Origin of the sequence: Sorangium sp. So ce363, assembly GCF_051520435.1 — a bacterium.
In the GTDB taxonomy this organism is placed as follows: domain Bacteria; phylum Myxococcota_A; class Polyangia; order Polyangiales; family Polyangiaceae; genus Sorangium; species Sorangium cellulosum_B.
This window is the reverse complement of the sequence record NZ_CP150333.1, coordinates 8,351,708-8,377,827: the sequence shown is the minus strand read 5'-3', so window position 1 is coordinate 8,377,827 and position 26,120 is coordinate 8,351,708. Positions and strand designations below refer to the sequence as shown.

At 72.3% G+C, this 26,120-nt stretch carries 18 protein-coding genes; 11 read left to right on the top strand and 7 right to left on the bottom strand.

Annotation, left to right across the window (positions count from 1 at the left end; all coding sequences use genetic code 11):
- Nucleotides 1-100: 100 nt before the first annotated feature.
- Entirely contained in the window at nucleotides 101-1,423 is a 1,323-nt protein-coding gene (locus tag WMF12_RS31410; protein WP_437851292.1) for a serine/threonine-protein kinase, read from the top strand.
- A 16-nt stretch (nucleotides 1,424-1,439) separates the two neighbouring features.
- Here the strand turns inward: WMF12_RS31410 and WMF12_RS31405 are convergent, their stop codons facing one another.
- From WMF12_RS31405 to WMF12_RS31395, 3 genes are all read right to left on the bottom strand, one after another.
- On the bottom strand, nucleotides 1,440-3,566 hold the full coding sequence (locus WMF12_RS31405) for an ATP-binding domain-containing protein (RefSeq protein WP_437851290.1): 2,127 nt from the start codon (nucleotides 3,564-3,566) through the stop codon (nucleotides 1,440-1,442).
- 90 nt (nucleotides 3,567-3,656) lie between these two features.
- The gene (locus WMF12_RS31400; RefSeq protein WP_437851289.1) at nucleotides 3,657-4,271 is read right to left on the bottom strand and encodes a TetR/AcrR family transcriptional regulator; all 615 of its coding nucleotides are present in this window, start codon (nucleotides 4,269-4,271) and stop codon (nucleotides 3,657-3,659) included.
- A gap of 73 nt (nucleotides 4,272-4,344) precedes the next feature.
- A complete protein-coding gene (locus WMF12_RS31395; RefSeq protein WP_437851287.1) occupies nucleotides 4,345-5,079 on the bottom strand; it encodes a tyrosine-protein phosphatase in 735 nt (244 codons plus the stop codon).
- A 71-nt stretch (nucleotides 5,080-5,150) separates the two neighbouring features.
- On the opposite strand from WMF12_RS31395, the gene WMF12_RS31390 reads away from it, so the two are divergent.
- Together WMF12_RS31390 and WMF12_RS31385 are read left to right on the top strand one after the other, a co-directional pair.
- The gene (locus tag WMF12_RS31390; protein ID WP_437851285.1) at nucleotides 5,151-5,690 is read left to right on the top strand and encodes a hypothetical protein; all 540 of its coding nucleotides are present in this window, start codon (nucleotides 5,151-5,153) and stop codon (nucleotides 5,688-5,690) included.
- A 294-nt stretch (nucleotides 5,691-5,984) separates the two neighbouring features.
- Nucleotides 5,985-7,109 carry an ArsA family ATPase gene (locus WMF12_RS31385; protein ID WP_437851283.1) on the top strand — a complete coding sequence of 375 codons (1,125 nt, stop codon included), beginning with the start codon at nucleotides 5,985-5,987 and terminating at the stop codon, nucleotides 7,107-7,109.
- Between the two features lie 84 nt (nucleotides 7,110-7,193).
- Here the strand turns inward: WMF12_RS31385 and der are convergent, their stop codons facing one another.
- Nucleotides 7,194-8,927 carry a ribosome biogenesis GTPase Der gene (der, locus tag WMF12_RS31380; protein ID WP_437851281.1) on the bottom strand — a complete coding sequence of 578 codons (1,734 nt, stop codon included), beginning with the start codon at nucleotides 8,925-8,927 and terminating at the stop codon, nucleotides 7,194-7,196.
- Nucleotides 8,924-9,856 carry a GTPase Era gene (gene era, locus WMF12_RS31375; protein ID WP_437543025.1) on the bottom strand — a complete coding sequence of 311 codons (933 nt, stop codon included), beginning with the start codon at nucleotides 9,854-9,856 and terminating at the stop codon, nucleotides 8,924-8,926. The genes der and era overlap by 4 nt, the downstream gene beginning before the upstream one ends.
- A gap of 819 nt (nucleotides 9,857-10,675) precedes the next feature.
- Here era and WMF12_RS31370 point away from each other — a divergent pair.
- The gene (locus WMF12_RS31370; RefSeq protein ID WP_437851278.1) at nucleotides 10,676-13,255 is read left to right on the top strand and encodes a glycosyltransferase family 39 protein; all 2,580 of its coding nucleotides are present in this window, start codon (nucleotides 10,676-10,678) and stop codon (nucleotides 13,253-13,255) included.
- A gap of 129 nt (nucleotides 13,256-13,384) precedes the next feature.
- Complete coding sequence (locus WMF12_RS31365) at nucleotides 13,385-13,885, top strand: PilZ domain-containing protein (protein WP_437851276.1); 501 nt, start codon at nucleotides 13,385-13,387, stop codon at nucleotides 13,883-13,885.
- A gap of 88 nt (nucleotides 13,886-13,973) precedes the next feature.
- On the opposite strand, the gene WMF12_RS31360 is transcribed toward WMF12_RS31365, so the two are convergent.
- Together WMF12_RS31360 and WMF12_RS31355 are read right to left on the bottom strand one after the other, a co-directional pair.
- A complete protein-coding gene (locus WMF12_RS31360; protein WP_437851274.1) occupies nucleotides 13,974-14,966 on the bottom strand; it encodes a zf-HC2 domain-containing protein in 993 nt (330 codons plus the stop codon).
- A gap of 19 nt (nucleotides 14,967-14,985) precedes the next feature.
- Complete coding sequence (locus WMF12_RS31355; protein WP_012238576.1) at nucleotides 14,986-15,606, bottom strand: RNA polymerase sigma factor; 621 nt, start codon at nucleotides 15,604-15,606, stop codon at nucleotides 14,986-14,988.
- A 543-nt stretch (nucleotides 15,607-16,149) separates the two neighbouring features.
- Between WMF12_RS31355 and WMF12_RS31350 the strand changes: the two genes are divergently transcribed.
- The 6 genes from WMF12_RS31350 to WMF12_RS31325 all read left to right on the top strand — a co-directional run bounded on the left by WMF12_RS31350 (nucleotide 16,150) and on the right by WMF12_RS31325 (nucleotide 26,114).
- The gene (locus tag WMF12_RS31350; RefSeq protein ID WP_437851272.1) at nucleotides 16,150-17,055 is read left to right on the top strand and encodes a hypothetical protein; all 906 of its coding nucleotides are present in this window, start codon (nucleotides 16,150-16,152) and stop codon (nucleotides 17,053-17,055) included.
- Between the two features lie 26 nt (nucleotides 17,056-17,081).
- Nucleotides 17,082-19,490 (top strand): tetratricopeptide repeat protein, encoded by a 2,409-nt coding sequence (locus WMF12_RS31345; protein ID WP_437851270.1) that lies wholly within the window; start codon nucleotides 17,082-17,084, stop codon nucleotides 19,488-19,490.
- A 362-nt stretch (nucleotides 19,491-19,852) separates the two neighbouring features.
- Nucleotides 19,853-23,884 carry a tetratricopeptide repeat protein gene (locus WMF12_RS31340; RefSeq protein WP_437851268.1) on the top strand — a complete coding sequence of 1,344 codons (4,032 nt, stop codon included), beginning with the start codon at nucleotides 19,853-19,855 and terminating at the stop codon, nucleotides 23,882-23,884.
- Entirely contained in the window at nucleotides 23,881-25,230 is a 1,350-nt protein-coding gene (locus tag WMF12_RS31335; protein ID WP_437851266.1) for a tetratricopeptide repeat protein, read from the top strand. The genes WMF12_RS31340 and WMF12_RS31335 overlap by 4 nt, the downstream gene beginning before the upstream one ends.
- A gap of 14 nt (nucleotides 25,231-25,244) precedes the next feature.
- On the top strand, nucleotides 25,245-25,493 hold the full coding sequence (locus WMF12_RS31330) for a hypothetical protein (protein ID WP_012238571.1): 249 nt from the start codon (nucleotides 25,245-25,247) through the stop codon (nucleotides 25,491-25,493).
- A gap of 9 nt (nucleotides 25,494-25,502) precedes the next feature.
- A complete protein-coding gene (locus WMF12_RS31325) occupies nucleotides 25,503-26,114 on the top strand; it encodes a hypothetical protein (protein WP_437851264.1) in 612 nt (203 codons plus the stop codon).
- The last annotated feature ends 6 nt before the right edge of the window (nucleotides 26,115-26,120 follow it).

Below are 26,120 nucleotides of genomic sequence, written 5' to 3'. Positions count from 1 at the left end.
ATGTCGCGGTCGGAAGCGGTTCCTGGTTGAGGTCGAGTCTCACAACCAGGGCAACAATCGTGATCGTCGTACACCGGGAGCACTGGCGGGCTCTTCAACTGTGGGCCACATCTTCCGCGTGGGGGGCGGGGGGCGCTTTTTCCCGGGGTTTTCCCTGGGCCGGTACGAACTCGTCCTGCGGGTGGCCGCAGGCGATGTGGGCGAGGTCTGGGCGGCGCGGCTGAGGCGGGAGCACGGGTTTCAGCGGCTCTTCGCGATCAAGGTGCTTCGCCCGGAGCTCTCGCCCGATCCCGACGCCGTGCGGACATTCCTCGACGAAGCCGCGCTGGCCGCGCGCATCAGGCACCCGAACGTGGTGCCCGTCGTGGATCTGGGCGAGACGGACGGCACGTTCTTCTACGTCATGGAGTGGGTGAGCGGGGAGCCGCTCTCGTCGGTGCTGCGCGCCGCGCGCAGGCGCCCGGCGCCGGTGCTCGTCGCGGCGAGGCTCGCCTACCAGATCTGCGCGGCCCTCGACGCCGCGCACGAGCTGCGAGACGAGGGCGGCAACCCCCGGGAGCTCCTCCACTACGACGTCTCGCCGGACAACGTCCTCATCACGTCCGAGGGGCTCGTCCGCATGGTCGATTTCGGCATCGCGAAGCTCGAGGAAGGGCGGATGTCCGAGCGACGACCGCAGGCGCTGCGCGGCGACGGCGGGCGCGCTTTATCGGTGGGCGCAGCGGGCGCGGCGGGCGCGGCGGGCGGCGAGGGGGGCGCGTTCCTGTTCCGGAGCAGCGCGCCGTACATGGCGCCGGAGCACATCCGGGGGCAGCCGTGCGATCGGCGGTCCGATCTCTTCGGGGTCGGGGTGCTCCTCTACGAGCTCCTGTCGGGCGCTCATCCCTTCCAGGCCGACGACAGCGAGAGCACGATGACCCACATCGCGAGCGAGCGGCCTGCCGCGCCGCTGTCGTCGCGGGCGGTCCCGTCCCGGCGCGGGTTCGCGGAGCGCCTGAGCGCGCCGCCTCCGCCCGAGCCGATCCCGCCTGCGCTCGATCGCCTCGTCTCCGAGGCGCTCGCCAAGTCGCCCACCGCGCGCACGGCGACGGCCGCGAAGCTCATGCGCGCGCTCGAGGAGGCGATCCCGGGCGCCGCGAACCCGGGCAACGACGCGCTCGTCGCCAGCTGGCTCGGACAGATCCTGGGCGACGCATCCCACCTCCGCACGCAGCAGCTGCGCGCCGCGCTCGAGTCGCTCGATCCCGGGGACCGCTCGGCCGACGACGAGGTGGAGCCTCCGCCCGCCCCGCGGCGCTGGTTGCAGGCGCTGCTGGTGTTCGGGGCCGCCGTCCTCGGGGTCGCGCTCGCCGGGACCGCGGCGGTGAGGGACAGCCCGCTCCCTCCCGCCGCCGTCTCCGCGCCGGCCGGGCCGCGCCCATAGGGCGCCGCGGCGAGCGTCAGCTCGCCCCCACGTCGCCGAGGAGCGGCGACCACGCCGCTCCGGAGATGAGCCAGAGCTGGTGCGACGTCCGCGTCGCAGCGACGTGGAGCCGCCGGCGGGCCTCGTGGTTCATCGGGTACGCCGCCGCGGTCGCGTCGGGCACGACGACGTAGTCGAACTCGAGCCCCTTCGCGCTGTCCACGTCGGTGACGTCGATGCCCGGCTCGAACGAGAACGCTCCCTCCAGCACGAGCCTCGCCTCCGGCAGCTCCTCGATCAGCGCGTGGAGCTCCCGCGCGGCGCCTGCGTCCCGCGCGATGACGGCCACCGAGGCGCGGGGCTCCCGCCCGACGAGATCGCGGAGCGCGCCGGCGAGGAACAGGTGCGCCTGCGCCTCGCTCGGGAAGCGGAAGAGCCCGACCGGCGCGCCGTCCCGGGCCGCGCGCGCGGGCGTCTCGGGCGCGAGCTCGCCGAGGAGCCGCCGCGCGAGCTCCGCCACCGGCTGCGGGCACCGGTACGACACCGCGAGGCGGCAGGTCGCCGCGTCGCCCACGCCGAGCGCCGCTCGCGCCGCGTCCCACCCGGCGAAGCTCGAGGAGGTCTGCTGCGCCTCGTCGCCGGCGAGCGTGACGCTGCGCGTCTCGCCAAGGAGCTTCCCCAGGACGAACAGCTCGAACAGCGAGAAGTCCTCGGCCTCGTCGAGCACGAGGTGCGACCACCCCGCCCCGTCCAGGCCGCGGCGAGCGGCGCGAAGGAAGAGCAGGATCGGCAGATCGTCGATGTCGAGCGTCCCCGCGAGCTCGTCCGGCGTCCCTTCCGCGATGGCGCGGCCGTCGAGCGCCCGCTTCATCGAGGCCACGGTGATCGAGGCGAGCTGCCGATCGAGCGGCTCGGCGATCTGCAGCAGGGTGTGCCGGACGGTCTCTTCGACCGCGCTCCTGGGGAGGTCCCCGCCCGAGGCGGCGACGACGCCCTCGAGGAACCCTCGATCCGTGAAGACGTCGGCGAGGCGGCGGCGCAGCCGCGGGAGCGTCGTGTTCGCCGGGGCGAGCCTGGCGAACCGCTCGCGCAACGCGCGGTAGAGCGCCGGGTGGCGCTTGAGGCTGGAGACGAGCGCCGGGGGATCGTCGCACAGGGCGATCGGCTTGCCGAAGACCTCGCGCGCGGTCGCCGACGACCAGGCGTCGAGCGTCTTCACCTGGGCTTCCCCCGCGCCGAGCGGCGAGAGCAGGCGGCGCGACAGGCGCGCGAGGCCCTCCTCGGGGACGACGACGTTCATGGCCGAGAGCGGGCAACGCGCCGGATCGAGCGCGGCGATCCGGGCGAGGCGGTGCAGCGCCACGGTCGTCTTTCCGCTCCCGGCGCTGCCGAGCACGAGGAGCGGCTGCTCGGGAGGCGCGCACACGGCGGCGTACTGGTCGGCGTCGAGCAGGGCGGTGACGTCCGCGACCTTCGCGTGGTCCGGGGCGCCGGCGCCGACGCCGAGGCTCCCGGGGCGGGCGGCCGTGCCCGCGCCGCCCGGCTGCATGGCGAGCGCCGCGCGCTCCGCGAGGGTCCATCGCCCGTCGCCTCGCCGCGTCAGGACGAGGCCGTCGCCCACGATCCGGGTGAGGGCGCCGCGCTCCACGACGACGATGCGGCGCGCCTTCACCACGCCCTCGGCCACGCGCCCCGGGAAGGCCTCCTCGTACTCGTCGCCCTCGCGGTACCGGTAGAAGATCTGCGCCACCGGCGCGACGCGCCAGTCGAGGATGCGCACGTCGGCCGACGGATCCAGGAACGTCGCGTGGCCGAGCAGGTAGTCCTTCGCCCCTTTGCCCTCGTCGACCCGGAGGTGGGCGAGGTACGGGCAGAGCGGGTCGGGCAGCGCCTCCCTGGGCTCCTGCTCGATGAGGCGCTGCCGCACGCTCATCTCGAGGAGCACCGCCGGCAGATCGTCGGCCGAGGCCGCGGCGGCCTCGTCGCGGAGCTCCCGGAGCGCCGCGACGGACCTGAGCTCGCGCGGCGCGCGCCCGCCGACGCGCGCGGCGCGCTCCTGGGCCCTGTCCAGCGCGGCGCGCACGCGCTCGAGGAGCGTGGCCTCTTCCTCGAGGACGGCGCGCGCCTCGACGGGCAGATCAAGCTCAAGCGTGCTCTCCAGCATGATGGGCCTCCTTGCGCCCCTCGCCTCCGCGAGGGGTCGAGCTCGATGGGTGAATGGTTCGTTCACTTTTGAGGCGAGGCGAAGCGAAGATTACACGAAGAAGCTCCTGAGTCCGGCAAGGTGGTATTTCGAGTAACCGTGGACCGCTTCTCGGATGGCGTCCTCGTCCTCGAAGCGGGCGAGGGCGTTCACCATCGCCCTGACGAAGCCCTGGTAAATCTGGTCCAGGTTGAACCGCATCACCTCGGTCACCGAGAGGCATGGGTCGAGGGCGCGGAAGTGCTCGATCGCCAGCGCGATGAGGCGTTCGACGGTCTCCTCGGAGAACCGCTCGTACCTGGAGCCGCCGGCACGCCCCAGGAGGATCACGACGCGCAGCCTGTTCTCGATGCAGAAGCGGAGGAGCTCCTCGGAGATCAGGTGGTAGGCGGCCGTCGGCGGGAGCGCCCGGACGTCCTCCACGCCGTCGAGCGCCTTCACGCGGCGGCGCAGCAGGATCGTGAAGGCGCGGGCGAAGCCGTCGTCGACGAGCCTGTAAAAGAGCGCGTCCTTGTTCGCGAAGTACCGGTAGATGTTGCCCGTCGAGACGCCGGCCGCCCGGGCGATCTCGGCCATGGTCGCGCTCTCGTACCCCTTCCGCGCGAAGATCGTCAGCGCGGCGGAGGTGATGCTCTCCTGGACGTCGTCTTTGAGGTACTGCGCCATGGCGAATAATGAACGCGTCGTTCGCTTATAGCGATGGACGGCGGCCCGTCAAGCGAGCGGGCGGATTGCGGCCTCAGGGGTCGACGGTGCCTTCGAGGATCGCGCGCGGGCCGTTGATGAGCATGAAGCTCGCCTCCTCCTCGCCGACCCTGGCGAAGAGGGCCTTGATGCCGTCGCGCACGTCGGCGACGTCCTTTGCGGCGTGGGCGTCGCTGCACGCGGCGTAGTAGTAGCCGGCCTCGAGCAGCTGCTCGGCGGCCCGGCGGGGAGTACGCCCGTACTTGCCGGTGAGCGCCGCGACGTCGAGGAGGAGCACCGCGCCCGCGTCGAGCAGCGGATCGAGCGAGGAGATGTCGTCGAAGACGGGCTCGTAGCGCTCCGGGTGGGCGATGACGGGGCGGAGCTTGCGGCGGCTGAGATCGAAGATCCGCTCCGCGGCCCGGGCGGGGAAGCTCCGGGTCGGGAACTCGACGAGCGCGGCGCGGCCGCCCGGGAAGGGAAGGGCGCTGCCGTCGAGGAGGCGCTGGAAGACGATGTCGTCGAAGAAGTGCTCCGACGAGAGATCGAGCGCGGGCAGGTCGCGCGCGCCGGCCGCGGCCCGCAGCGCGGCGCAGGTCGCGTCGTAGGCGGCCTGGAGGCCCTGCCGGGTGTTGTCGAACATCCCGGGGCGCATGTGCGGCGTCGCCACGACGGTGTCGAACCCGGCGCCGCGGAGCGCGGTGAGGAGGGCGAGGCTCTCCTCGACGGTGCGGGCGCCGTCGTCGACGCCCGCGACCCAGTGGGAGTGCAGATCGATGAAGCCGCGCATCGTCGCTCCGAACTTAGCAAAGTTGGCCGCCCGCGTGCGCTGCGACCATCCTTCGCGTCGAGGAGGTGTTCGTGTCGCTCTCGTTATCGAACCAGCAGCTTGTGCCTCAGCTCGCGTCGGACGGCTGCGCTGGCGGCCAGCGCGGCGGCAGGCCGGGAGGCCGCGCAGAGCGCCCGGTCGATCCCGGCGCGCCCTCGGTCGATCAGGGCACATCGGCCCTGGATGAGGGGATCCCCACCTCCGAGCGGCGGCGCCGCCGCAGCGACGATCCGGTCACCGCGCTGCACTACCAGCTCTCGACGACCCGCGCCGAGGCGAACCTGGACGTCGTGGTCCTCGTGGACGACAGCGGCTGCCTCGTCGCCGGGGCGGGCGCGTGGCCGGCGTGTGAGGAGCTCGCTGCCTACGCCCCGCTCCTCGCCAACCCGGACGCCGTGCAGAGCGCGGCGGTCGGCTCGCGCATCGCCACGCTCACCGCCGACGTCGAGGTCCAGAGCCTCTCGGTGTCAGGCGGCGAGGTGCTGCTCTGCGGCCGTGGCGGCACGGCGGAGCGTGGCGCCTCCATTGCCCGGGCCGCTGCGGGGTGCTTGCGCATCCTCCGCGCCGCCTGAGCGGCCGCGCCGCCGCAGGCTGAGCGGTCGCTGCGCCACAGGCTGAGCGGTCGCTGCGCCGCAGGCTGAGCGGTCGCTGCGCCACAGGCTGGGCGGCGTCGTGACGCAGCTGGGCGCTCGCGACGCCGCAGGCCGGGCGCTCGCGCCCCCCCGGTTCGTGCTACAAGGGGCCGCGGCCTCAGGTCGCGCGCAATGCCCGGCTCGCTCGCACCCCCTCGGAACAGCCCGCCCGCCGCCGACGCGTCCCTTCAGGCAGACCACGCCGGTCTGGCCCCGTTGCTCGCCTCCCGCAGGGTGATCCTCTGCGTCGGCTGCGGCGGCGTCGGCAAGACGACCACGACTGCAGCGCTCGGCCTGGCCGCTGCCCGCCGCGGCAAGCGCGTCCTTTGCCTGACGATCGATCCGGCGCGCCGGCTATCCCAGAGCCTCGGGCTCGAGGAGATGACGACGGAGGCGCAGACGATCGAGCCCGCCCGCTTCGCCAGGGCGGGGGTCGACGTGCCCGGCTCGATGACGGTCATGATGCTCGACACGAAGTCGACCTTCGACGGCCTCGTCGCGTCGCTCGCCCCCACGCCCGAGCAGCGCGACCGGATCCTCGGCAACGTCCTCTACAAGTACATCTCCACGTCGCTCGCGGGCACGCAGGAGTACATGGCGATGGAGAAGCTCTACGCCGTCAGGAGCGACCCGAGCTACGACCTCGTCCTGCTCGACACGCCGCCCACGGCGAACGCGCTGGATTTCCTCGACGCGCCGGAGCGCCTCGTCGGCGCCATCGACGGCGCGGCGACGCGGTGGTTCGTGCAGGCCTTCCAGAGCTCCGGCAAGCTCTCGCTCAACCTGCTGGCGCGCTCGACCGCCGCGGTGCTGCGGGGCATCGGCAAGCTGACCGGCAGCGGCTTCCTCGAGCAGATCGCGGCGTTCATCAGCGAGATGAACGCGGTCTTCGGCGGCTGGAAGCAGCGGGCGGACGCGGTTGCATCGGCGCTCCGCGGCCCCGACGTGGCCTACGTGCTCGTCACGACGCCCGATCCGCTCTGCGTGCGCGAGGTGCTGTACTTCGCCGATCGCCTGCGCGAGCAGCAGATGCATCGCGACGCGTTCGTCGTGAACCGCGTCCACCCGGTGTACGGCGCGCTCCCCGGCGTCGGCGAGATCGCCGCCGCGCTCGACGGGAGCAGCCTTGGGCTCGCCTCCGGCGCCGCGGCGCGCCTGCTTCAGGCCGCCAAGGACGAGAGCCGCATGGGCAAGCTCGATCAGCTGAACCTGATCGCCCTCGAGGCGGCGCTCGAAGACGAGCAGAGCGCCGGCAGCGTCCGCGTCGACGTCCCGGCGTTCCCGTACGACATCCACGACGTGGCCGGCCTCGCGAGGATCGCCGACGTGCTGGCGCCGCTGCCCGGGGCGGCTGGGTAGCCACAGGGGCAGCTCGTCGGTTCTTCTGGCTGCCCTGGGGTAACTCGGAACGGTCTGTGAGGAGGCAGCTGGGCTGCCCCCGGCCTACCCTCGCCGCCTGCGCTCCTTGTACTTCACACGGACCGGCACGCCCTCCAGCCCGAACGCCTGCCGGAGCTGGTTCGCCACGTAGCGTCGGTAGCTGAAGTGGAGTTTGTCGGGATCGCTCGCGACGACGACGAACAGCGGCGGCGACGTCTCGGCTTGCGTGACGAAGAACAGGCGGGGCGCGCGCCCGCCGTGCGTCGGCGGCGGGTGCGTGAGCAGGATCTGCTCGAAGAAGCGGTTGAGCTCCCCGGTGGGCACGCGCTTCCTGTAGGCGTCGGCCACCTGGGCCACGCTCTCGATGAGCTTCGCCACGCCGCGCCCGCTGCGCGCGCTCACGTGCGCGATCGGCGCCCACGGCACGAACGAGAGCTTGTCGCGGGCGTCCTGCTCCGCCTTCGCGAGCGCCTTGCGATTGAGGAGATCGATCTTGTTGAGGCCGATCACGACGCCGCACCCGCGATCGACCGCGAGGCCGAGGATCTTCGCGTCCTGCTCGGCCACGCCCTCGGCCGCGTCGCAGAGCAGGAGCACGACCTCCGCCCGCTCCATGGCGCGGATCGCGTGGATCACGCTGACCGCCTCGACGGCGCTGTCCTCCTTCGTCACCTTCGCCTTGCGCCGGATGCCGGCCGTGTCGATGAGCAAGAACCGCTTCCCGTCGCGCTCGGCCAGCGTGTCGATCGGATCGCGCGTCGTGCCCGGCTGCGCGTCGACCAGCATGCGCTCCTCGCCCGCGATGCGGTTGACGAGCGACGACTTCCCCGCGTTGGGCCGCCCGATGATGGCGATGCGGAGCGCCCCCTCGGCCGACTCCTCGGGCGCCGGGGGCTCCTCGGGGAGCGCCGCCTCGATGGCCATCTCCAGATCCGAGATGCCGCGGCCATGGAGGGCGCTGATCGGGATGAGCCGATCCATCCCGAGGCGGTACAGCTCCGCCGCCTCCGCCTCGGCCCGCGGCGAGTCCGCCTTGTTGGCGACGTAGATCACGGGCTTGCCCGCGCGGCGCAGCAGGCCGAGCTCGGCGTGCTCGGACGGCGTGACCGGCGTCACGGCGTCGAGCACGCACACGATGACGTCGGCCTCGGCGATGGCGAGGTCGATCTGCCGCTTGATCCCCTGCCGCATGGGATCATCGCTCTCGGGGTCGAACCCGCCCGTGTCGACGAGCGTGAAGCGCCGTCCCCGCGAGGTGACGTCGCCGTAGTGGCGATCGCGGGTCACCCCGGGCTCGTCGTGCACGATCGCGACGCGCTTGCCGATCAGCCGGTTGAACAGCGTGCTCTTGCCGGTGTTGGGCCGCCCGACCAGCGCCACGATTCCGGCCGACGGGGGCGGCGCAGGCGCATCGGCCGCGGCGTCCTCGGCGGCCGCGATGGCCTCTTCGGCCAGGTCCGCCGTGAGCTCCTCCCTGTCCTGCGCCGCCTCGTGGCCGATCGGCTCGGCGAGAGCACGGGCCTTGCTCGGGCCTGTTCTGCTGCCCTTCTTCGATCCGGCGGCGCTCTTGCCGGGCGCCGCCGCGCTCTTTCCGCGAGCAGCAGCGCCCTTGCCGGGGGCCGCTGCGCTCTTTCCGTGAGCGGCAGCGCCCTTCCCGGAGGCGGCAGCGCCCTTCCTGGGAGCGACGCCGCCCCTCTTCTTCTCGGGGGCGTCGCCCTTCTTCGCCGTCCGCCCGCCTCCGGCGGCTCCCTGGCTGCGTTTGTTCGATCTGGAAAGGGCTGGCTTTGCCGCACTCACGAGGTCTCTCCCTTGTTGTAACCGAGCTCGTCCAGCCGCTCCCGCGACTCACGCCACTCCGGCGTCACCCGGACCCAGAGCTTGAGGTTCACCTGCCGGCCGACGAGCTCCTCTATCCGGAGCCGAGCCTCCGTGCCGATGCGCTTCAGCTGCTCCGCGCCGGCGCCGATCAGGATCTTCTTCTGCCCGGGCCGCTCGACGTGGATGGTCGCGTCGATGTGCAGCGCACCCTCGCCTGTCGGCTCGACGTAGCGCTCGATCTGCACGGCGCTCGCGTGGGGCACCTCGGCCTTCGTCGCGCGCAGGATCTGCTCGCGCACGTACTCGGCGGCGAAGAAGCGCGTCGGCCTGTCGGTGAGCTCATCGGGCGCGAAGCCCCAGTCCCCCTCGGGACAGAGCTTCGCCACCTCGTCGAGCACGCGCTGGACGCCGTCCTCGCGCAGCGCCGAGATGGGGACGATCGCCGCGAACTCCCGGAGCTTGGCGAACGCGTCGAGGAGCGGCAAGAGCAGCGCCTTGTCCCGCATCCGGTCGACCTTGTTGAGCACGAACACCACCGGCGCCTCGCTCCCCAGGTCCGCGAGCAACGTCAGATCGCTCGGGTGCGGCGCGAGCGGCGGGCCGTCCTCCCCCTCCTTCACGCGCCGCGGCAGGCGCGCGGGATCCGGCGCTTCGGTCACGAACACGATCACGTCGGCGCCCCGCGCCGCCTCGCGCGCCGCCTGGTTCATCACGCGCCCGAGCTCCGTGCGCGGCCGGTGCAGGCCGGGCGTGTCGAGCAGCGCGATCTCCGCCGGGCCGTGGTGCACGACCCCGAGGATCGCGTCGCGTGTCGTCTGCGGCGTCGGCGAGACGATCGCGAGCGGATGGCCGAGCGCCGCGTTCAGCAGTGTCGATTTGCCCACGTTGGGGCGCCCGACCAGCGCCACCCGCCCGGATCTTTTCGGCAGCGAGGCGTCGGTCTCCTCCGTCCGCCTCGGCTCGGCCGCCTTCCTGCGCTGCTGCGCGGCGCCTCGGCTGGCGGGCCTCCCGTCCGGGAGTGGTCGACCCTCCGCGCCGCTTCCCGCGCGGGGCCCGCGCCCTGCCCGGCCGCGGGCCGCGCCGGAGGAGCGCGCCGCGGAGCCCTTCTGCTTGACCGTCTTCTCCCCCTCGCCCCGCCCGGCAGCGCGCGCCGCGCCGGCCCGCCGCTCCTTCTCCTTGCCCGGCTCGGCAGCGCGCGTCGCGCCGGCCCGCCGCTCCTTCTCCTTGCCCGGCTCGGCAGCGCGCGTCGCGCCGCCTTGCTCGCTCGCGCGTCGCGATCTGTCGTCGGCGTGCGCCTGATTTTCGCGCCGGGGAGGGCGACCTCGCGGGATCGCCGCGTCGCTCGCCCGGGGGGCTTCGCTGGATTGCGCTCCCCGGCGGCTGCCTCGGCTGTCTTTCTTGGCAGGACGGGGGCCGCGGGAGGCCGAGGCGGGCTTCGGCGCCTGCGGGCGCGCTTTCGCGCCCTGGGGCGCGCTCTGGGGACGGGCTTTCACCACGCCGCGCGCGATAGCAGACGCCCAGGGGGGCTACAAACGCTTCCCCACGATCCGTGGTCACGGGCGCGCGAAGGCGGTAAGGGGATGCCCTGCATGTCGAGCGTCCACCGAGGGGACCCACAGCGCGGAGCCCCGCCCGCCGCCCCCGACCCGCACGCGAGCGGAGCCCCACCCCGCGCCGAGGTGCCCCCTCTCGAGGCGCGCTCGGCTGAGATCGGTGACGTGCCGGCCATGGACCGCGACCGCGCGGCCGCCGGGAGCGGGCGCGCCGGCCTCGCGAGGCTCGCGGCCCTCGCGCTCGCGGCCCTCGCGCTGCTGCCGCTCGTCGGCAAGAGCGGCATCTGGGACCCCTACGAGCTCGACCGTGCCGACCTGGCGCGCCGGATCGCCATCCACGTCTTCGGCGCGCGCGGAGTGGATCTCCCCGACGCTCCCGGGCAGCTGCCGACCCTGACCGATCTCGGCATGGGCGAGCTCGGGTTCACCTCCATGGCGCTCGGCTTCCGCGTGTTCGGTCTGCACGACTGGGCCGGGCGCCTCCCGCTCGCGCTGTGGGGGCTCGCCGGCGCGCTCGTGCTCTACGAGTTCCTCGCACGCCTCGTCGATCGAAGGGCCGGCCTGTACGGCGTCGCGGTGCTCGTGACGATGCCGCTCTACGTGATGCAGGCGCGCACCCTGCTCGGCGACATCGTCACGATGGCCGCGCTCACGATGGCGTTCTGCGGGCTGACCGGCGCGCTGCTCGAGGGCGGGCGAGGGGCGCAGCGCGGCGCCCTGCTCGCGTCGGCCGCGTGGCTCGCCGTGGGGATCCTCGGCGTCGTCGCCGGATACCTCAGCCGCGGCCTGCTGATCGGGGTCGCCGTCCCCGCGCTCGGCGCCGGCCTGACCTGGCTCCTGCTCCGGACGTCCGGCGCCTGGCCCGCGCCGGAAGGCCGGGGGCCCACGCTGGGCGACCTCGTGGGCGCCGCCGCGCTGGTGCTCGGCGTCGCGGCGGCGGCGCAGGGCGCCCTCGTGCTCGCGAGCTCGAGCGCCGGCGAGCCGCTGCCTCGCGCCCTCGGCGTGGCGCTCCTCAAGAAGCCGCCGGTCGAGTCCACGTTCGATCTCACGCTGCGCCAGCTCGGCCACGCCCTCTTTCCGTGGAGCGCCTTCCTGCCGTTCGCCGTCGGCCGGCTCTTCCGAGCCCCCGCCGCGGACCGAGCGGGCGAGGTCGTCGCCCCTCTCCTCGATCGCGAGGCCGGCGTCCGGATCGCCCTGATCGTCACGTCTGCGCTCGCCTACGGCGCCTTCGCGGTCCTCGCGCCGCACGCCGGGGCGCTCCCGTTCAGCGGCCCCGCGCTCCTCGCCGCCATCGCCGCGCTCGCCATCCGCGATCTCGAGCGCGGCGCCCCCTCCTCGCGAGCGCTCGCCGTCGGCTGCGCCGTGCTCGCCTTCGTCCTCTACCGCGATCTCGTCACCTCACCGGACAGGGCGCTCAGCGTCTTCTCGGTCGACAAGCCCGTCTTCCCGAAGAGCTTCGAGGGCGAAGCGGCCTCGGCGATGCGCTTCGTCCTGCTCGCGTTCGCCGGCCTCGTCGCGCTCACCTGGTTCGAAGAGCAGCCCCGCGAGCTCGATCGCAGCTTCAGCGCGTGGGCGCGGCGCGTCCTCGACGAGGTGCACGCCGGCGCCGCGGAGCTCGCTCGCATCTGGAACGGCAACCTGCTCTTCCTGCTGATCGTCATCGAGGCGGCGCTCGTCGGCGTCGGCGCGATGCTCTTCGTCGGCAAGCGCATCGGGTGGGGCACCGTGGCGAGGATGCCGAACCACCTCGCCGCATACGGGATGAACGCCTGGTGGGCGCTGCCCATGCTGATGGCGGCGAGCCCCGTGCTGCTCCTCGTGGCGCGCGACGCGTTCCGCCACGCCATCGCGCGCGCCTCCCTCCCGCGCGCCGTCGGCACGCCGCTCGCCGGCCTCGTCGCCGGCTTCGCGCTGAGCTTCTGGTACTATCCGGCGCTCGCGGCCCAGCTCTCGCCGAAGGAGGTCTTCGCGTCCTACGAGTCCCTTCGCAAGCCCGGCGAGCCGCTCGCGACGCTCGGCGTCCGGAGCCGCACGGCGGCCTATTACCAGGGCGGCGAGGTCACCTCGTTCACCGATGTCCTGGAGGCGTTCGACTGGCTCACCGCGGGGAGCTCGGTGGACGGCGCCGCCGCTCCGGTCGATCCCGCCGCTCGCCGCTGGCTCGTCGTGAAGTCCGACGATCTGCCCCGGTTGAACAGCCTTTTTCGCAAGCGCTACCGGCGCAACCTGCCCGTCCTCGACGGCCGCTCCAGCCAGATCCTCCTTGCGTCGAACGAGCTCGGGGGCAGGCCGAACGAGAGCTGGCTCGGCCGTATCGTCCTCGACGAGCCCGCCGCTCCCGAGAACCCGCTCGACGCGATGCTCGAGGATCAGCTGGAGGTGCTCGGCTGGGAGCTCACCGACGGCGACGGCCAGAAGGTCTCGAGCGTCGTCCCTCAGAAGAGCTACCACCTGCGAACTTACTTCCGGGTCCACCGGCCGATCATCGGCAACTGGAAGATGTTCGTTCACATCGACGGGTTCCAGCGTCGATACAACGGCGACCATCCCGTGATCGAGGGGCGCTACCCGCTGAGCCTGTGGCAGCCGGGCGACGTCGTCGTGGACGACCACGAGCTCCAGCTCGAGCCCAACTTCACCCCGGGCGACTATACGCTCTACTTCGGCCTCTTCGCCGGTGAGACGCGCTTTCAGGTGACGCGCGGGCCGGAACACGAGGACCGCATCCGCGGCGGCGTCATCCGCGTGCGGTGAGCTGCCCTCGTGGGCTTCCCGACGCATGCCGCGCTGCGCGGCTCGTCTTGCGCGGCCCGGCGACGCACGCGTGCTCCTCCGCGTCGAGCGCCCTCGACGCGCGTGCGGAAAGCGGCTAGTCGCAGACTCATGACCGGGGGTCGTGGGGACTCGAACCATCCGCCCGACACGCCGGGCGGTACGCCGCCGTCCTGCGCGCAAGCCGGCGCCTACGGCGACGCGCATCGCCCCGGCGAGGACGCCGAGCACGAGGTCCCCGCCCCGGATTCGCTCGACCGACGCTCGTCCGAGCGCCTCGACGTCACCTGGCTCGTGGACTGCGAGGCCGACGACACGTTCCTCTACGCGTCCATCACCAACATCTCGGAGATGGGCATCTTCGTCCGCACGACGCAGCCTCTCTCGATCGGCACGCGGCTCACGCTCCGCTTCTCGCCGCCGGGGGCCGACGGCTCGTACGTGCTCGAGGGGACGGTGCAGTGGATCAACGAGGTGCGCCCCCTCCACGACAACCCGAACCCGGGCATGGGGATCCGCTTCGCCGATCTCACGCCGGACGATCGCGAGCGCATCGTCGGCACGATCAGGACGATCGCCTACATCCGCGATGCGCCGGTGAGATCGAATTGACGCTGGCGCCACCGCGGCGCGCGCGGTGAGGTCGAGGCGCGGCGCCGGGGACGGTCGAAGCGCGGGCCGCGCCGGCGCCCGCAATCCGTCAGCGGGACGTCGCGGCGTCGGCGGGCGCCGCCTGCGAGGGGCCCGCTGCACCTTGCTCCTCGGCGTCGCGCGGCGGCGCCGCGGGCATCGCCGCCTTGGGCGCAGCGCGCCGCGCGGCAGCGGCGGGGGCGGCGGCCGCCGGCGCCGAGTTCTGCGCCTGCGCGCCGGCGGCGTTTGCCTCGAGGTTCGCGAGCTGCTGCTCGGCGCGGTCGCCGTAGCCCTTCGCGGAGCGCAGCGCGAGCAGCAGCTCGCGCGCCTTCGCTGTGTCCCCGGAGGCCTGGTAGCACCGGGCCGCCTCCCACATCGCGGCGTGCGCGGACGGCGTGCCCGGGTACTGCGCACCGACCTCGTCGAGCTTGCCGACGGCGGCCGCGCAGCCCGACTTGCGTTGCAGCGCTTGCGCCTCGTGCAACGCGGCGCTCGCGCCGTCGTCCGGGGACGCGGACGCACGCGCGCTCTTCTCCTTCGCCGCCTCCGCCCTGGGCGCCTCGTTCGCCTTGGCTTCGGCCGAGCGCCGGCCGTCGCCTTCCTCCATCGCGACGGCCGTCGGGGTAGGCGCGGCGGCGCGGGGCGCCTCGTGCTGGTCCGACGACGCGGGCTGGCCCCACTCGGTGACCCGCACCGGCGCCACGCCCGTCTTCGGCCGCAGCAGCAGCAGGCTCGATCCGATGACGAGCACGAACAGCGCCGCCATCGCCAGCTGCGGCCGCATCGCGTGGCTGCCGGCCCAGGCCAGCGCGCGGAGCGCCTTGCGCCGGAACGGCGTCTTCTTCTGCGCGACCTCGACGGCGTCGAGGATCCGCGCCTCGAGCTCCTCGCTCGGCTCCTCGAACGGCAAGGCGCCGACGTCGCGGGCCGCGCGCAGCCCCGCGAACGCCGACGCGCACCGGGCGCAGCCGTCCATGTGCCGCTTCATGGCCGCATACGTCAGCTCGTCGAGCTCGTCGTAGAGCGCGTCCATCACGTGCTGGTCGAACTTCTCGCAGTCCATAGACAGCTCTTCCGGAGCGCTAGCGCAGCGCCCTCGCGTAATCCTCGTACTCCGAGAGGGCCTCCTGGAGCCGCTCCAGGGCGTAGCGCATCCGGCTCTTCACCGTGTTCTCGGGCACCCCCACGATGTGGGCGATGTCCTTGAAGGGCACATGCCCGATCTCCCGGAGCAGGAAGACCTCCCGCTGCTCGTGCGGGAGACCCTCGACCGCGCGGACGATGCGCTGCCCCATCTCGGTCCCGATGGCGACCCGGTCCACCGCGGCCTGGGGCGCCGGGTCCGCGGTCCGCTCGCCGAGCGTCGGGCCGTCGCCGCCCTCCCCGGAGCCCTGGTCGAGCGACGGGTGGCGCCGGAGCGACATCTTGCGCAGGTGATCGATGCAGACGTTGCGCGCGATGGCGAACGCCCAGGTGGTGAACCTGGCCTCGTGCTTGAAGTCGGAGGCGCTCTGCACGATCTTCACGAACACATCCTGCACCAGATCCTCGGCGATCGCAGGCCCGCGGACCTGTCGCAGGATGAAGTTGTAGATGGACGTTTTGTGCCGCCGGACGAGCCCGGCGAACGCCGCGCGGTCGCCGCCCTGGAAGCGCATCATCAGGGCTTCGTCCGTGACCTCCTCTCGAGAAATCGGGACCATCCTAGCTCCCGGAGCGGCCGAGCCTCTGCGGCGCTCCTTGGGCGGCCCGGGCGGCGGGGTGTTCGCGGCGGCGGCCGCGGCGTCGGATCGGACGCGCGGCGCGGCTCGAAGATCTGAGGAGCACTCCTTCCCCTGACACAAGCGCACCTTAGCGGATCCGCCCCCGAGCGAGCGAGCCCCCTTCGCCCGCCGCGCCCGCGGCCGGGGAAGGGCAGGGGGACGGGCGTGCGCTGACCTCTACGCGCGCCGCCGGTGGCGGGAGCTGGTCGCGGTCGCGTGACGTTCTCGGGGCAGCGCCCTGCGGACCGGCCGAGGACGCGGTCCGCGCCCGCCGCGGGAGGGCCCTCACACGATTTCGGCTCCGCCGTGCTGTGCTGTCTTCGCGCCGTGAGCGACGGGAGCCTGCGCCGGAGGAGGAGGCAGGTGTCCAGGTCGTTGCGCTCGGAAGCCCGCCGCCACTAGACTCCCCGGCACCGGGCGTGAGGTCGCCCCCCTCTGCCGACGAGGGTTCAACCACGAGTTCAACCACGAGGTTACCTTTCGATGCGACTTATCAGGATGCTGGCAGTGGGGGTGGGAGCCTCGTTCTTGATGTCGATGCCCGCCTTCGCGCAGGCCCCGGGCGGCGCGACGGGCAAGGCCGCTGCTCCCGCCGCCTCTGTGGCGCCGGCGGCCTCCACAGCGCCGGCTGTCCCCGCAGCGCCCGCGCCTGTCAACGGAGCGCAAGCGGCTCCTGCGCCTGCTTCCGCGACGGTCGCGCCGGCTGCGGGGGCGGCGGCGCCTGCCGCGACGGTCGCCCCCGCTGCGGGCGCGACGGCGGCGACGGCGGCGCCTGCTGCTCCGACGAGCGCCCCGGCTGCGGGCGCGGTCGCCGCTCCGGCGATGGATGGTCCGACCTATGCGGTGCGGCTGCGCGATCTGGAGCAACGCATCGACGAGCTCAAGGAGCAGATCCGCCGCAGCCACACGCGGCTCTCGCTCCTCAGCGACACGATCCTCTCCGGCGGCGGCGCCGGCTCGCGCGCCTCGATCCGGTTCAACAACGAGCTGTCGTCCGCGTTCCGCGTCACGCGCGTGCTGATCGTCCTGGATGGCGCCGTCCAGTACAACAAGACCGATCAGTCGGGCGCCCTTGCCGAGCAGGCCGAGATCCCGATCTTCAACGGCTCCGTTCCTCCGGGCGATCACACGCTCCAGGTGCTCGTGAACCTGCAGGGCAACGGCTACGGGGTGTTCTCCTACCTCCGGGGCTACCGCTTCGAGGTGCGCTCCAGCCATTCCTTCACGGCGGTCGAAGGCAAGACCATCAACCTTCAGGCGGTCGCGTTCGAGAAGGGCGGCGTCACGACCCCGCTCGAAGAGCGGCCAGCCGTCCGATTCGTCGAGAAGATCGTGAGCGGCCTCTCGGATGCTCCCGGGCAGCCGTCCGCCGCCGCGGGTGGGAAGTAGGCTCGAGCTCGTTAGGACAAGCCACCATGACCTGGGACACCGGATCGCGGGTACTCCCTGCCTTGCTTGGCGTGCTCGCGCTCGGCGCGGCGACGACCGCGGCCCCCGCCGAAGCGTGGGCCCTGGACGCTGAGCGCGCCTACACGAGCGCCTCTCAGCAGATCGGCAGCGTCACCTCCGGGCTGGGCGCCATCCAGGCGGCGATCCACAAGTCCCGCGGCGAGCAGCGCACGCCGGCCCAGCGCATCGCGGATGCCCAGCTCCTGATGGGCTCCAGGGATTACGAGCGGGCGGCGAACGTGCTGAACCAGGTGGTCGAGAAGTACCCCGACCATCCGACGGCGTTCCCGGACGCGCTCACGCTGCTCGGGGAGACGTACTTCCGCTCGAAGCAGTACCTCTCGGCCCGCCGGGTCTTCCAGCGGATCGTCGCGAGCGGCGCCGAGCCGCGCTTCGCCACCTACCAGGCGAAGGCGCTCGGCCGGCTCGTGGACATCTGCCTCCGGATCAAGGACTACGACGCGCTCGACGCCATCTTCGCGTCGATGAACAGCGTCCCGGCCTCCACGGCGGGGAGCGCCCTCGCGTACGCGCGCGGCAAGGGCCTCTACGTGAAGAAGGACTTCGGCGGCGCGAAGGCCGCGCTCGGCGCGGTCGACCCGCAGAGCGAGTACTTCCACCAGGCGAGGTACCTGCTCGGCCTGATCGCGGTGAAGGAGGCGACGCCCCTGCCCGAGCCGCTCAAGGAGGGCGAGGCGCCCCCGGCGGTGCCCAAGACCCGCTACGTCGCCGCGATCGATCTGTTCCAGAAGGTGACGCAGCTGCCGGCCGACACCTCGGAGCACCAGCGCGTCATCGACCTCGCGTGGCTCGCGATCGGACGGCTCTTCTACGAGGCCGACCAGTGGTCCCAGGCCGTGCAGGCCTACGGCCACATCGACCGCGTCTCGCCCGAGTTCGGGACGATGCTCTACGAGCTCGCGTGGGTGTATGTCCGCCTGGGCGACGTGGATCGCGCCCAGCGATCGCTCGAGATCCTCGCGATCGCCGAGCCGGACAGCCAGAACATCGCGGACGGCTCGCTGCTCCGCGGCGACCTGATGCTGCGCGCGGGCCGCTTCGAGAAGGCGCTGAAGGTGTACGAGGGGGTCCGCGCCACCTACGACCCGATGCGCGCGCGCGTGGACGCCTTCCTCGGCTCGACGAGCGATCCCGCGGTCTACTACGACAAGCTGAGCCAGGAGCAGCTCGAGGCGCTCGACACGACCACCTCGCTCCCGCCGCTGGCGGTGCAGTGGGCGCGCGAGGCCGAGGACGGCCCGGCCGCGTTCGCGGTGATCGACGACATCAACCACTGCCGCGAGCTGATCAAGCAGTCGAACGAGCTCATCGAGAAGCTGAACGCCGTTCTCAGCTCGCCCAACCGGGTGCGCGCGTTCCCGGAGCTCAAGGCCGGCGAGGAGAAGGCGCTCGCGCTGCTCAACCGGGTCGCGCTGGCGCGCCTCGCGCTCGGCCAGGGCATGGATGACGTGGAGGACGACTCGCTCTCGGGCGAGATCGGCGGCGCGCGCGCGAGGCGTAGGGCGCTGGAGAAGCGCCTCGCGCGGGTGCCTGTCACGGACGCCGACTTCCAGGATCGCGAGGCGCAGGCGCTCAAGCAGTGGAACACCCAGTCGCAGCGCCTGCAGCAGCTCACGCTGCAGATGGACTCGCTGCAGGCGACGGTCAACGGCCTCAGGCGGCTTCTCCGCGATGGCCCGCACGCCGGGGTCGTCCGGGATCCCGCGAGCATCGCCCGGTTCGAGATCGAGCTCGCTCAGAACGAGCGCGACCTCGCGCTCTACCGCCAGCAGGCCGACGTGCTCCGCAAGCAGGTCAGCGCGGGCCGGGTCCAGGTCGGCTTCGGCGATCAGCGCTTCATCGAGGACGCGCAGGTGCGCAAGGCCCACCGCGACGCGTTGACGCGCGAGGTGGAGCTGGCCGCGGCGGGCGCCGGCGGTCCGGAGCTCGCGGCGTACGCGCAGCGCATCACGCCGGTGCTCCGCGCCGGCGACGCGGCGGACGCGAGGGTCGAGGCGGCGCTCCGCGACATCGAGGGGGAGGTCGCGCAGAAGTCCTCGGGGCTCCGGCAGATCGTCGGCCGGGAGACGGCGAACGTCGTTCACTACTCGGTGCAGCTCGATGGGCTCGACCGGGAGGCGCGCCTCGTCGTCGGCGAGGTCGCGATGCGAAATTTCGGCCTCGTCCGCGACCGGCTGAAGAACATCATCCTGCGCGCCGACGTCGGCATCACCGAGGAGGCGTGGGAGGTCCGCGAGGAGCAGATGACGCGCGTTCGCAGCCTGCAGGTCGAGCGCGCCCGTGAGGATCGGGTCCTCAAGGAGGAGCTCAACGAGGTCCTCGACGACAGCGGCGATCCGGAGGACGAGAAGTGAGCAACGAGCGTGGTGGCGCGAGCGCGCCGCAGATCTCTGGCGCGCCGCGAAGAGGGGCAGGGGCGCAGATCCTCGGACCGGCGGTCGCGCGCGCGCCGCTCGGCGCTGTGCGAACGGGGCGCCGTCGCCCGCGCGGCGCGCTCGGGTTTGCCAGCCTTGCCCTGGTGCTGGCGGTCGCGCCGCTCGCGCTCTCTCAGCCGGGCGGCCAGCCAGCGCCGGCGGCGTCTGCCGTTCCCGCGGCTGCGCCGACCACGCCTGCGCCTGGTGGCGCCACGGCTGCGCCGACCACGCCTGCGCCTGGTGGCGCCACGGCTGCGCCGACCGCGGCTGTGCCTGGCGCCACGGCGCCGGCTGCGCCAGCGGTGCAACCCTTCGCGCCGCCGATGTCGGTCGGGCGCAAGCAGGCGCCGCCGCCTCCTCCTCCGACGCCGGCCCAGCTGGCGGCGCTCGCCGCGCTCGAGAAGGAGGCGGCCGCCTACGAGAAGGCGGCGCGCGACTACCGGAGCGCCATCACCCGCATCGTGCAGCACCACTACGAGGACAGGCGCCGCCGCATCCTCTCGTCGCTCGACCGCGAGATCGAGATCGAGAGGAAGGGGCTCCGCGACGCCCGGGAAGAGGCGATCCGCCGGCTCGAGGTGTTCGTCGAGCGCTACAGCGGCCCCAACGCCCACCCCGAGAACACGCCCGACGCGATGTTCCGCCTGGCCGCGCTCTACGAGGAGCGCGCGCGCACCGACACCGACGCGAGCGAGGATCTCAGCGTCGCGCTGCTCCCGGCCATCGCGCTCTACAAGCGCGTCATCCGGGAGTTCCCCCAGTACCGTGAGCTCGCCGGGATCTACTACTACCTCGGCCATGCGCTGAACGATTCGGTCCGGTTCCCCGAGGCGCAGCAGGTGTGGCGCTCGCTCGTGTGCCACACCAAGTATCCCTATCCGGTCGCGCTCGACCCGAAGGATCCGACGCGCGACACCGTCGGCAAGCTCCCGCAGGACCACGACAACGATTACTGGACCGGCTGGGAGGCGCGCCACCCGACGCCCATCGGGTCCACGCCAGGTGGCCGGGCGCTCCAGGCCACGCGCAAGGGCGCGCGGGGGCGGGCGCCCGTCACCGAGGACGAGACGGCGTACGTCGATCCGTATCCGGACGATTGCCAGCCGATCCCGCAGAAGACGGCGCTCGGCGCGGAGCCCCGCTACATCGCCGAGGTCTGGTGGCAGATCGGCGACTACCACTTCAACGAGATCGACCGCGCCGGCGGCCCGTTCAACTACAACAGGGCGGAGTCGGCGTACCGGCAGTCCATCAAGTACAAGAAGCCCCCTGTCCACGGCGTCGCGATGTACAAGCTCGCCTGGACGTACTTCAAGCAGCAGCGTTACGAGACCTCGGTACGCCAGTTCATCGAGCTGCTCCGCTACACCGACGAACAGGAGAAGCTGACGGGCGATCCTGGCGCGGATTTCCGCGCGGAGGCGTACACCTACATCGCCGGCTCGCTCACGTACCTCGACTTCGTCGGCCCCGGACCGGACGAGCCCTACGTCCCGCGGAACGACGTCCTCGACGTCGAGACCGACCCGCGCATGGCCGAGCAGAAGATGCGGATCGCCATCGAGCGCGTCCAGGATCCCAAGCTGATCCCGCAGGATCAGAAGTGGACGGTCGAGATCTACAAGGCGCTCGCGCTGGAGTTCAAGGAGCTCAATCAGTATCGGAACACGATCGAGGTGAGCGAGATCCTCCTCAAGAAGTGGCCGATGCACCGCGACGCGCCCGTGATCCAGAACCAGATCGCGGACATCTACGACACGCTCACCTCGCAGTCGCGCGAGGGGACGGCCGAGCGGGCGATGAACTCGGCGAAGGCGCTCGAGGCGCGCACCAAGCTCGCCCAGTACGTCGGGACGACCCCGTGGGTCGAGGCGAACAAGGACGATCCCGAGGCGATCCAGACCGCCGAGCGGCTCGTGCGCGGCGGGCTGCGCCGTGCTGCCGCCGATCACACCAACGCCGGAAGCGCGCTCGTGCAGCAGGCGCTGACCGTCGGCGACAAGGAGACGCGCGACCCGATCTTCGAGCGGGCGCTCGGCGAGTACCGCCTCGCCGCGCAGGGCTGGGCCGGCTACCTGGCCCAGGACGAGAACGCCCCGGACGCGTACGAGAGCCGGTACTGGCTCGCCGACGCGCACCACATGGTCGTGGTCATCACGGTGGCGATGGATCGCTCGCCCGCGACGCACGAGATCGAGCAGGCGAGGAGCTCGGCGGTCGGCGTGCGGGACTCCAACGAGGACGACAAGTACCTGCAGCCCGCGGCGTACATGGTCGTCGACACCGCCCACCAGGCGCTCCTGGATCGACACAAGCTCTTCCAGCGAACGAGCGGCGCCGAGGGCATCGAGCCGCGCGAGAAGGTCAAGATCGTCGGCGAGGGCGACCAGCAGCGCGTCGTCGCCGAGCCGCTGCCTCCCCAGGTCCAGGCGGCCGTCACCGCGCGGGACGAGTACATCCAGCGGGTCCCTCCCGCGCTCGACGCCCCGAAGAACATCGACCTCTACGCGTTCCAGGCGGCCGACTACTACTTCCTCTACGGCCAGTTCGCCGAGGCGCGCAAGCGGATGGAGCCCATCTACGAAGCGCAGTGCGGCAAGACGGAGTTCGGTTACAAGGCGTGGGAGCGGCTCACGACGATGTCGAACCTCGAGAACAACGTCGAGCAGAGCCGCAAGCTCGCCGAGGCGGCGCTCACGCGGAGCTGCGCCGTCAGCGAGGAGCAGAAGCTGAAGGAGGGCGACATCGCCCGGCCGACGATCTCTCGCGGCTATTACATCGACGCCGCCCGGGCCTTCGAGAAGGCCGAGAAGATGCCGGACGGCCCCGCGCGCGTCGCCGCCTGGCGCGAGGCCGCGGCGCTCTACAAGGTCGCGCTCGAGAAGGCGCCGGCCCGCGACGAGGCGCCGGAGGCCGCCATGAACGGCGCTTACTGCTACAAGCAGGTGGGCGACTACGACCAGGCCATCGCGATGTACTCCCTGTTCATCAAGGAGTACGGCAGCGAGGAGAACCTGTCGAAGCTCGAGAAGGGCGATCCGGGCGCGAACCCTCCGAAGAACCCCGATCCGAAGCGCTACGGCGAGCGGGTGAAGTACCTGAAGCAGGCCTACGACGCGCTCTCCGCCGCGTACGTCCTCTTCTTCAACTACCGCAGCGCGGCCGAGACCTACGACACCATCGCTCGCAACGGCCGGTTCGAGCAGGCGGCGCGCCGGGACGCCGCCAGGAACTCGGTGCTGCTCTACGCGAACATCGGGGAGCGCGACAAGATGACCGCCTCGCGCGCCACCTTCATGAGCCTGAACCCGCCCCCCGAGCAGAAGGCCGACATCGATTTCCTCGTCGCCTCGGCGGACCTGAAGGCCTGGGACGAGCGCGGGGCCGACGAGGGCCCGAACCGCGCCGCCCGGACCAAGGCCACGCAGTCGATGGAGGCCTATTACGCGGCCAACAAGAACAACCCGGCCGCGAGCGGGTATGTCGTCCAGGCGGCGTACCATGCGTCCAAGATGCGCGCCGCCGGCGGCGATCCGAAGGCGCGGGATTGGTGCAAGAACACCATGACGGCGTTCACGTCCTTCCGGAACTCGGCGACCGGCGACAAGGTGAAGGCCCTCGGCTCGGTGCAGGCCGACATGGCGGCGGAGTGCGCCTACAAGGCCATCGACGATCGCATCAAGGCCGAGTTCGACTACGACACCGGCCATCACCGCTACGAGGGGGTCATCGACCAGGTGAAGCGGGCCTTCGAGGCGGATATCGCCAAGGCCAACGACAGGTACTGGAAGGAGCTCCAGGAGGTCATCACCGCCTACGAGTCGCGCCCGTGGTCGGTGGCCGCGCGCGCGCGTCAGGGCTCGCTCTACGATTCCTGCCGCACCGGCCTCTACAACGCCCGCCCGCCGGGGCTGAGGCTGTACACGGACAAGGAAGAGAAGCTGCTCAAGCTCGCCGAGACGAGCGATCGCGAAGATCTCCAGGAGACGGCCGACGCGCTCCGGCAGAACCGGCGCGAGCAGTGGCGCGCGGCGCGCGAGCGGCTCCTCAACGATGCCGACAAGGCGATGGTCAAGTTCTACGTCGAGTCCGTCGTCTGGGCGAAGGCGTGGAAGGTCCGGAATCCAGCGGTCGACCTCGCGATCCAGCGGCTCGCGTTCTTCACGGACATCCTCGGCGACGCCAAGCTCCGCGAGTGGAGCCAGGGGGTCATCGATCCCGAGACGAAGCGCCCGTTCGAGTACAAGGATGGCCTCTTCCTCCGGACGCGGCCCGGCATGACTCCGCCGCTCGCGCCCGACGGCCTCCCCCTGCCCCTGCCGGTCGTCCCATGATGCGCCGCCTCCCTGTCACCCTCTTCGCCAGCCTGCTCGCGGTCATGTCGCCGTTCGCCCTCGCGTCCTGCGGCGAGGAGGCGACGCCGCCGCCCAAGGTGCCCACGGTTCCAGCGGGGCCCGCCGCGACCGCGCCCGCCCAGGCGCCGTACGGCATGAACGACATGCCGAGCTCGGCGCGCCCCTACGATCTGCCCGCCCAGACGGCTGCGCCGATGAACGCCCGGGCGGCGGCGTTCTACCAAAGCGGCCTGCAGGCGTTCGCGACCGGCGATCTCGCCAACGCGAGGGCCCAGTTCGGGCAGGCGACGCAGGCCGATCCGCGCGCGCACCAGGCCTTCTATTCGCTCGGCGTGGTGCAGGAGCGGCTCCGCGACGCGGGCGCCGGCGCGAGCTACCGCCAGGCCTTCACGCTCGTGCCGGATTACGAGCCCGCCATCATCGCGTACGCGATGCTCCTCGCCAGGAAGAACCAGCTCGGCGAGGCCGAGCGGCTCCTGACCGAGAAGCGCGGCCAGATGCCGAAGTCGGCGGCCGTCGCGGCGACGCTCGCGGAGGTCAAGTCGCTCCAGCGGGATACCGGCTCTGCCCAGCGGATCGCGCAGGAGGCGCTGAAGATCAACCCCGACTACCGGCCGGCGATGGTGATCATCGCCCGCGATCACTACAGGAACCGGCGCCTCGATCTCGCGCTGTACGCGCTCCAGGCGATCCTGGACGGGTTCGAGCCGGTCAGCGAGAACCCGCCGCGCGACAGGGACAACGCCGAGGCGCTGCTGCTCCGCGGCCTGATTTACCGGGAGCAGGGGCAGCGCGCCGCGGCGCTCGAGGAGTTCCGCAAGGCGGTGACTCGCCGCCCCGATCTCGTCGAGGCGCGGGTGCAGCTCGCGACCTACCTGCTCGAGGCGGGCAACGCCCAGGAGGCGCTGCCGCTCCTGGAGGGCGCCGTCCGCTTCGATTCCGAGCACGTCGCCGCGCACCTCAACCTCGGGGACGCGTACCGCCTGCTCGAGCGCTACGCCGACGCGAAGCGCGAGTTCGACTGGGTGCTCGCCCGCGACCCGAACCTGGCTCAGGTCCACTACGACCTCGGCCTGCTCTACCTGTTCGCCCCCGCCGTCCCCGGCATGACGCCGAAGCAGCAGGTGGCGGAGGCGATAAAATCGCTGACGAGGTTCCAGGAGCTGCGCAACAAGGGCCAGCGCGACGACTCGGAGGAGCTCCTGAACCGCGCCAAGCTCAAGGAAGGGGAGCTGAACGCGGCTGCTGCCGCGGCTCAGCCCGCGGCTCCTCCTCCTGCCGCCGCGCCGGATGGAGGCGTCGCCGACGCCGCGACCGACACGTGAGGGAGACCATGAGCATGTACAAGGCACTTGCGCTGGGTTCGGTCCTGCTCGCGATCCTCGGCCACGGCGCGCCGGCGAGCGCGCAGGAGAAGGGCAAGCAGCGCGGGGTCATCACGCTCGCGGAGGTGACGATCACGGGCCGCATCCAGAAGCCCATCGCGGCCGTCGACGTCAGCCGGATCCAGCCGAAGCTCACGCTCGCCGAGCTGCGTCAGCCGTTCCTGGACCGCATCGAGCAGGCGATCTTCAAGGAGCCGTTCTAGGCGGCCGGTGTGTCCGCCGTCGCCGTGCTCTTGAGCGCGCTGTCGATCGCGTCGAGCGCCGCCTGCGCCGCGATCTCGTGGAAGCACCCCGCGCAGGTCGCGCGTGCGACCGGCGGCGACCTGATGTCGCTCGCGCGCTCGCTCCGCGCGTTGCCCGGCGAGGCGAGGCTGCCGGAGCTCGCGAGGCGGTCGCTGCCGGAGAGCTGGGAGCGCCGCCTCGCGCTCGAGGTCATGGCCGCCGCTGACCCGCGCGCGAAGATCGTGGCGGCGAACGAGCTCCTCGCCGAGATCGAGCAGCGGCTCGACGCCGGCGCGGGGTGGCCGCGCGCGGCGGCGCGCCTGTCGGCGCTCACGGCGCTGTTCCTCGCCACGCTCTCGTACCTCGCGCAGGCCGGACCCTCGGTGATCGCGCTCGTCCTGGGCGCGGGGGGCGCCGGCGCGATCGCGTCCGCGGCCGCTGGGCGGGCCGGCCGCGCCGCTGCCGCGCGGGGGCGCGAGGCGATCGACGCGCTCGTGCGGGTCGCCCTGGAACCACTCGATAGCGCCGATAACATCGATGACGTCGGGGGCCCCGGGCGCCCTTCCGGATCGCCTCGACGCTCTCGCCGGGCGCCTCGGTGAGCGCGG

Coding starts and splice junctions, on each gene's coding strand:
- WMF12_RS31345 (WP_437851270.1), top strand. CDS start 17,082: ATGACCTGGGACACCGGATCGCGGGTACTCCCTGCCTTGCTTGGCGTG.
- WMF12_RS31395 (WP_437851287.1), bottom strand. CDS start 5,079: ATGCGCGGCTTCATCGATCTGCACTCCCACTGGGTCGCGGGCGTCGAC.
- WMF12_RS31370 (WP_437851278.1), top strand. CDS start 10,676: ATGGACCGCGACCGCGCGGCCGCCGGGAGCGGGCGCGCCGGCCTCGCG.
- WMF12_RS31350 (WP_437851272.1), top strand. CDS start 16,150: ATGCGACTTATCAGGATGCTGGCAGTGGGGGTGGGAGCCTCGTTCTTG.
- WMF12_RS31405 (WP_437851290.1), bottom strand. CDS start 3,566: ATGCTGGAGAGCACGCTTGAGCTTGATCTGCCCGTCGAGGCGCGCGCC.
- WMF12_RS31365 (WP_437851276.1), top strand. CDS start 13,385: ATGACCGGGGGTCGTGGGGACTCGAACCATCCGCCCGACACGCCGGGC.
- WMF12_RS31360 (WP_437851274.1), bottom strand. CDS start 14,966: ATGGACTGCGAGAAGTTCGACCAGCACGTGATGGACGCGCTCTACGAC.
- WMF12_RS31400 (WP_437851289.1), bottom strand. CDS start 4,271: ATGGCGCAGTACCTCAAAGACGACGTCCAGGAGAGCATCACCTCCGCC.
- WMF12_RS31335 (WP_437851266.1), top strand. CDS start 23,881: ATGATGCGCCGCCTCCCTGTCACCCTCTTCGCCAGCCTGCTCGCGGTC.
- WMF12_RS31355 (WP_012238576.1), bottom strand. CDS start 15,606: ATGGTCCCGATTTCTCGAGAGGAGGTCACGGACGAAGCCCTGATGATG.
- WMF12_RS31330 (WP_012238571.1), top strand. CDS start 25,245: ATGTACAAGGCACTTGCGCTGGGTTCGGTCCTGCTCGCGATCCTCGGC.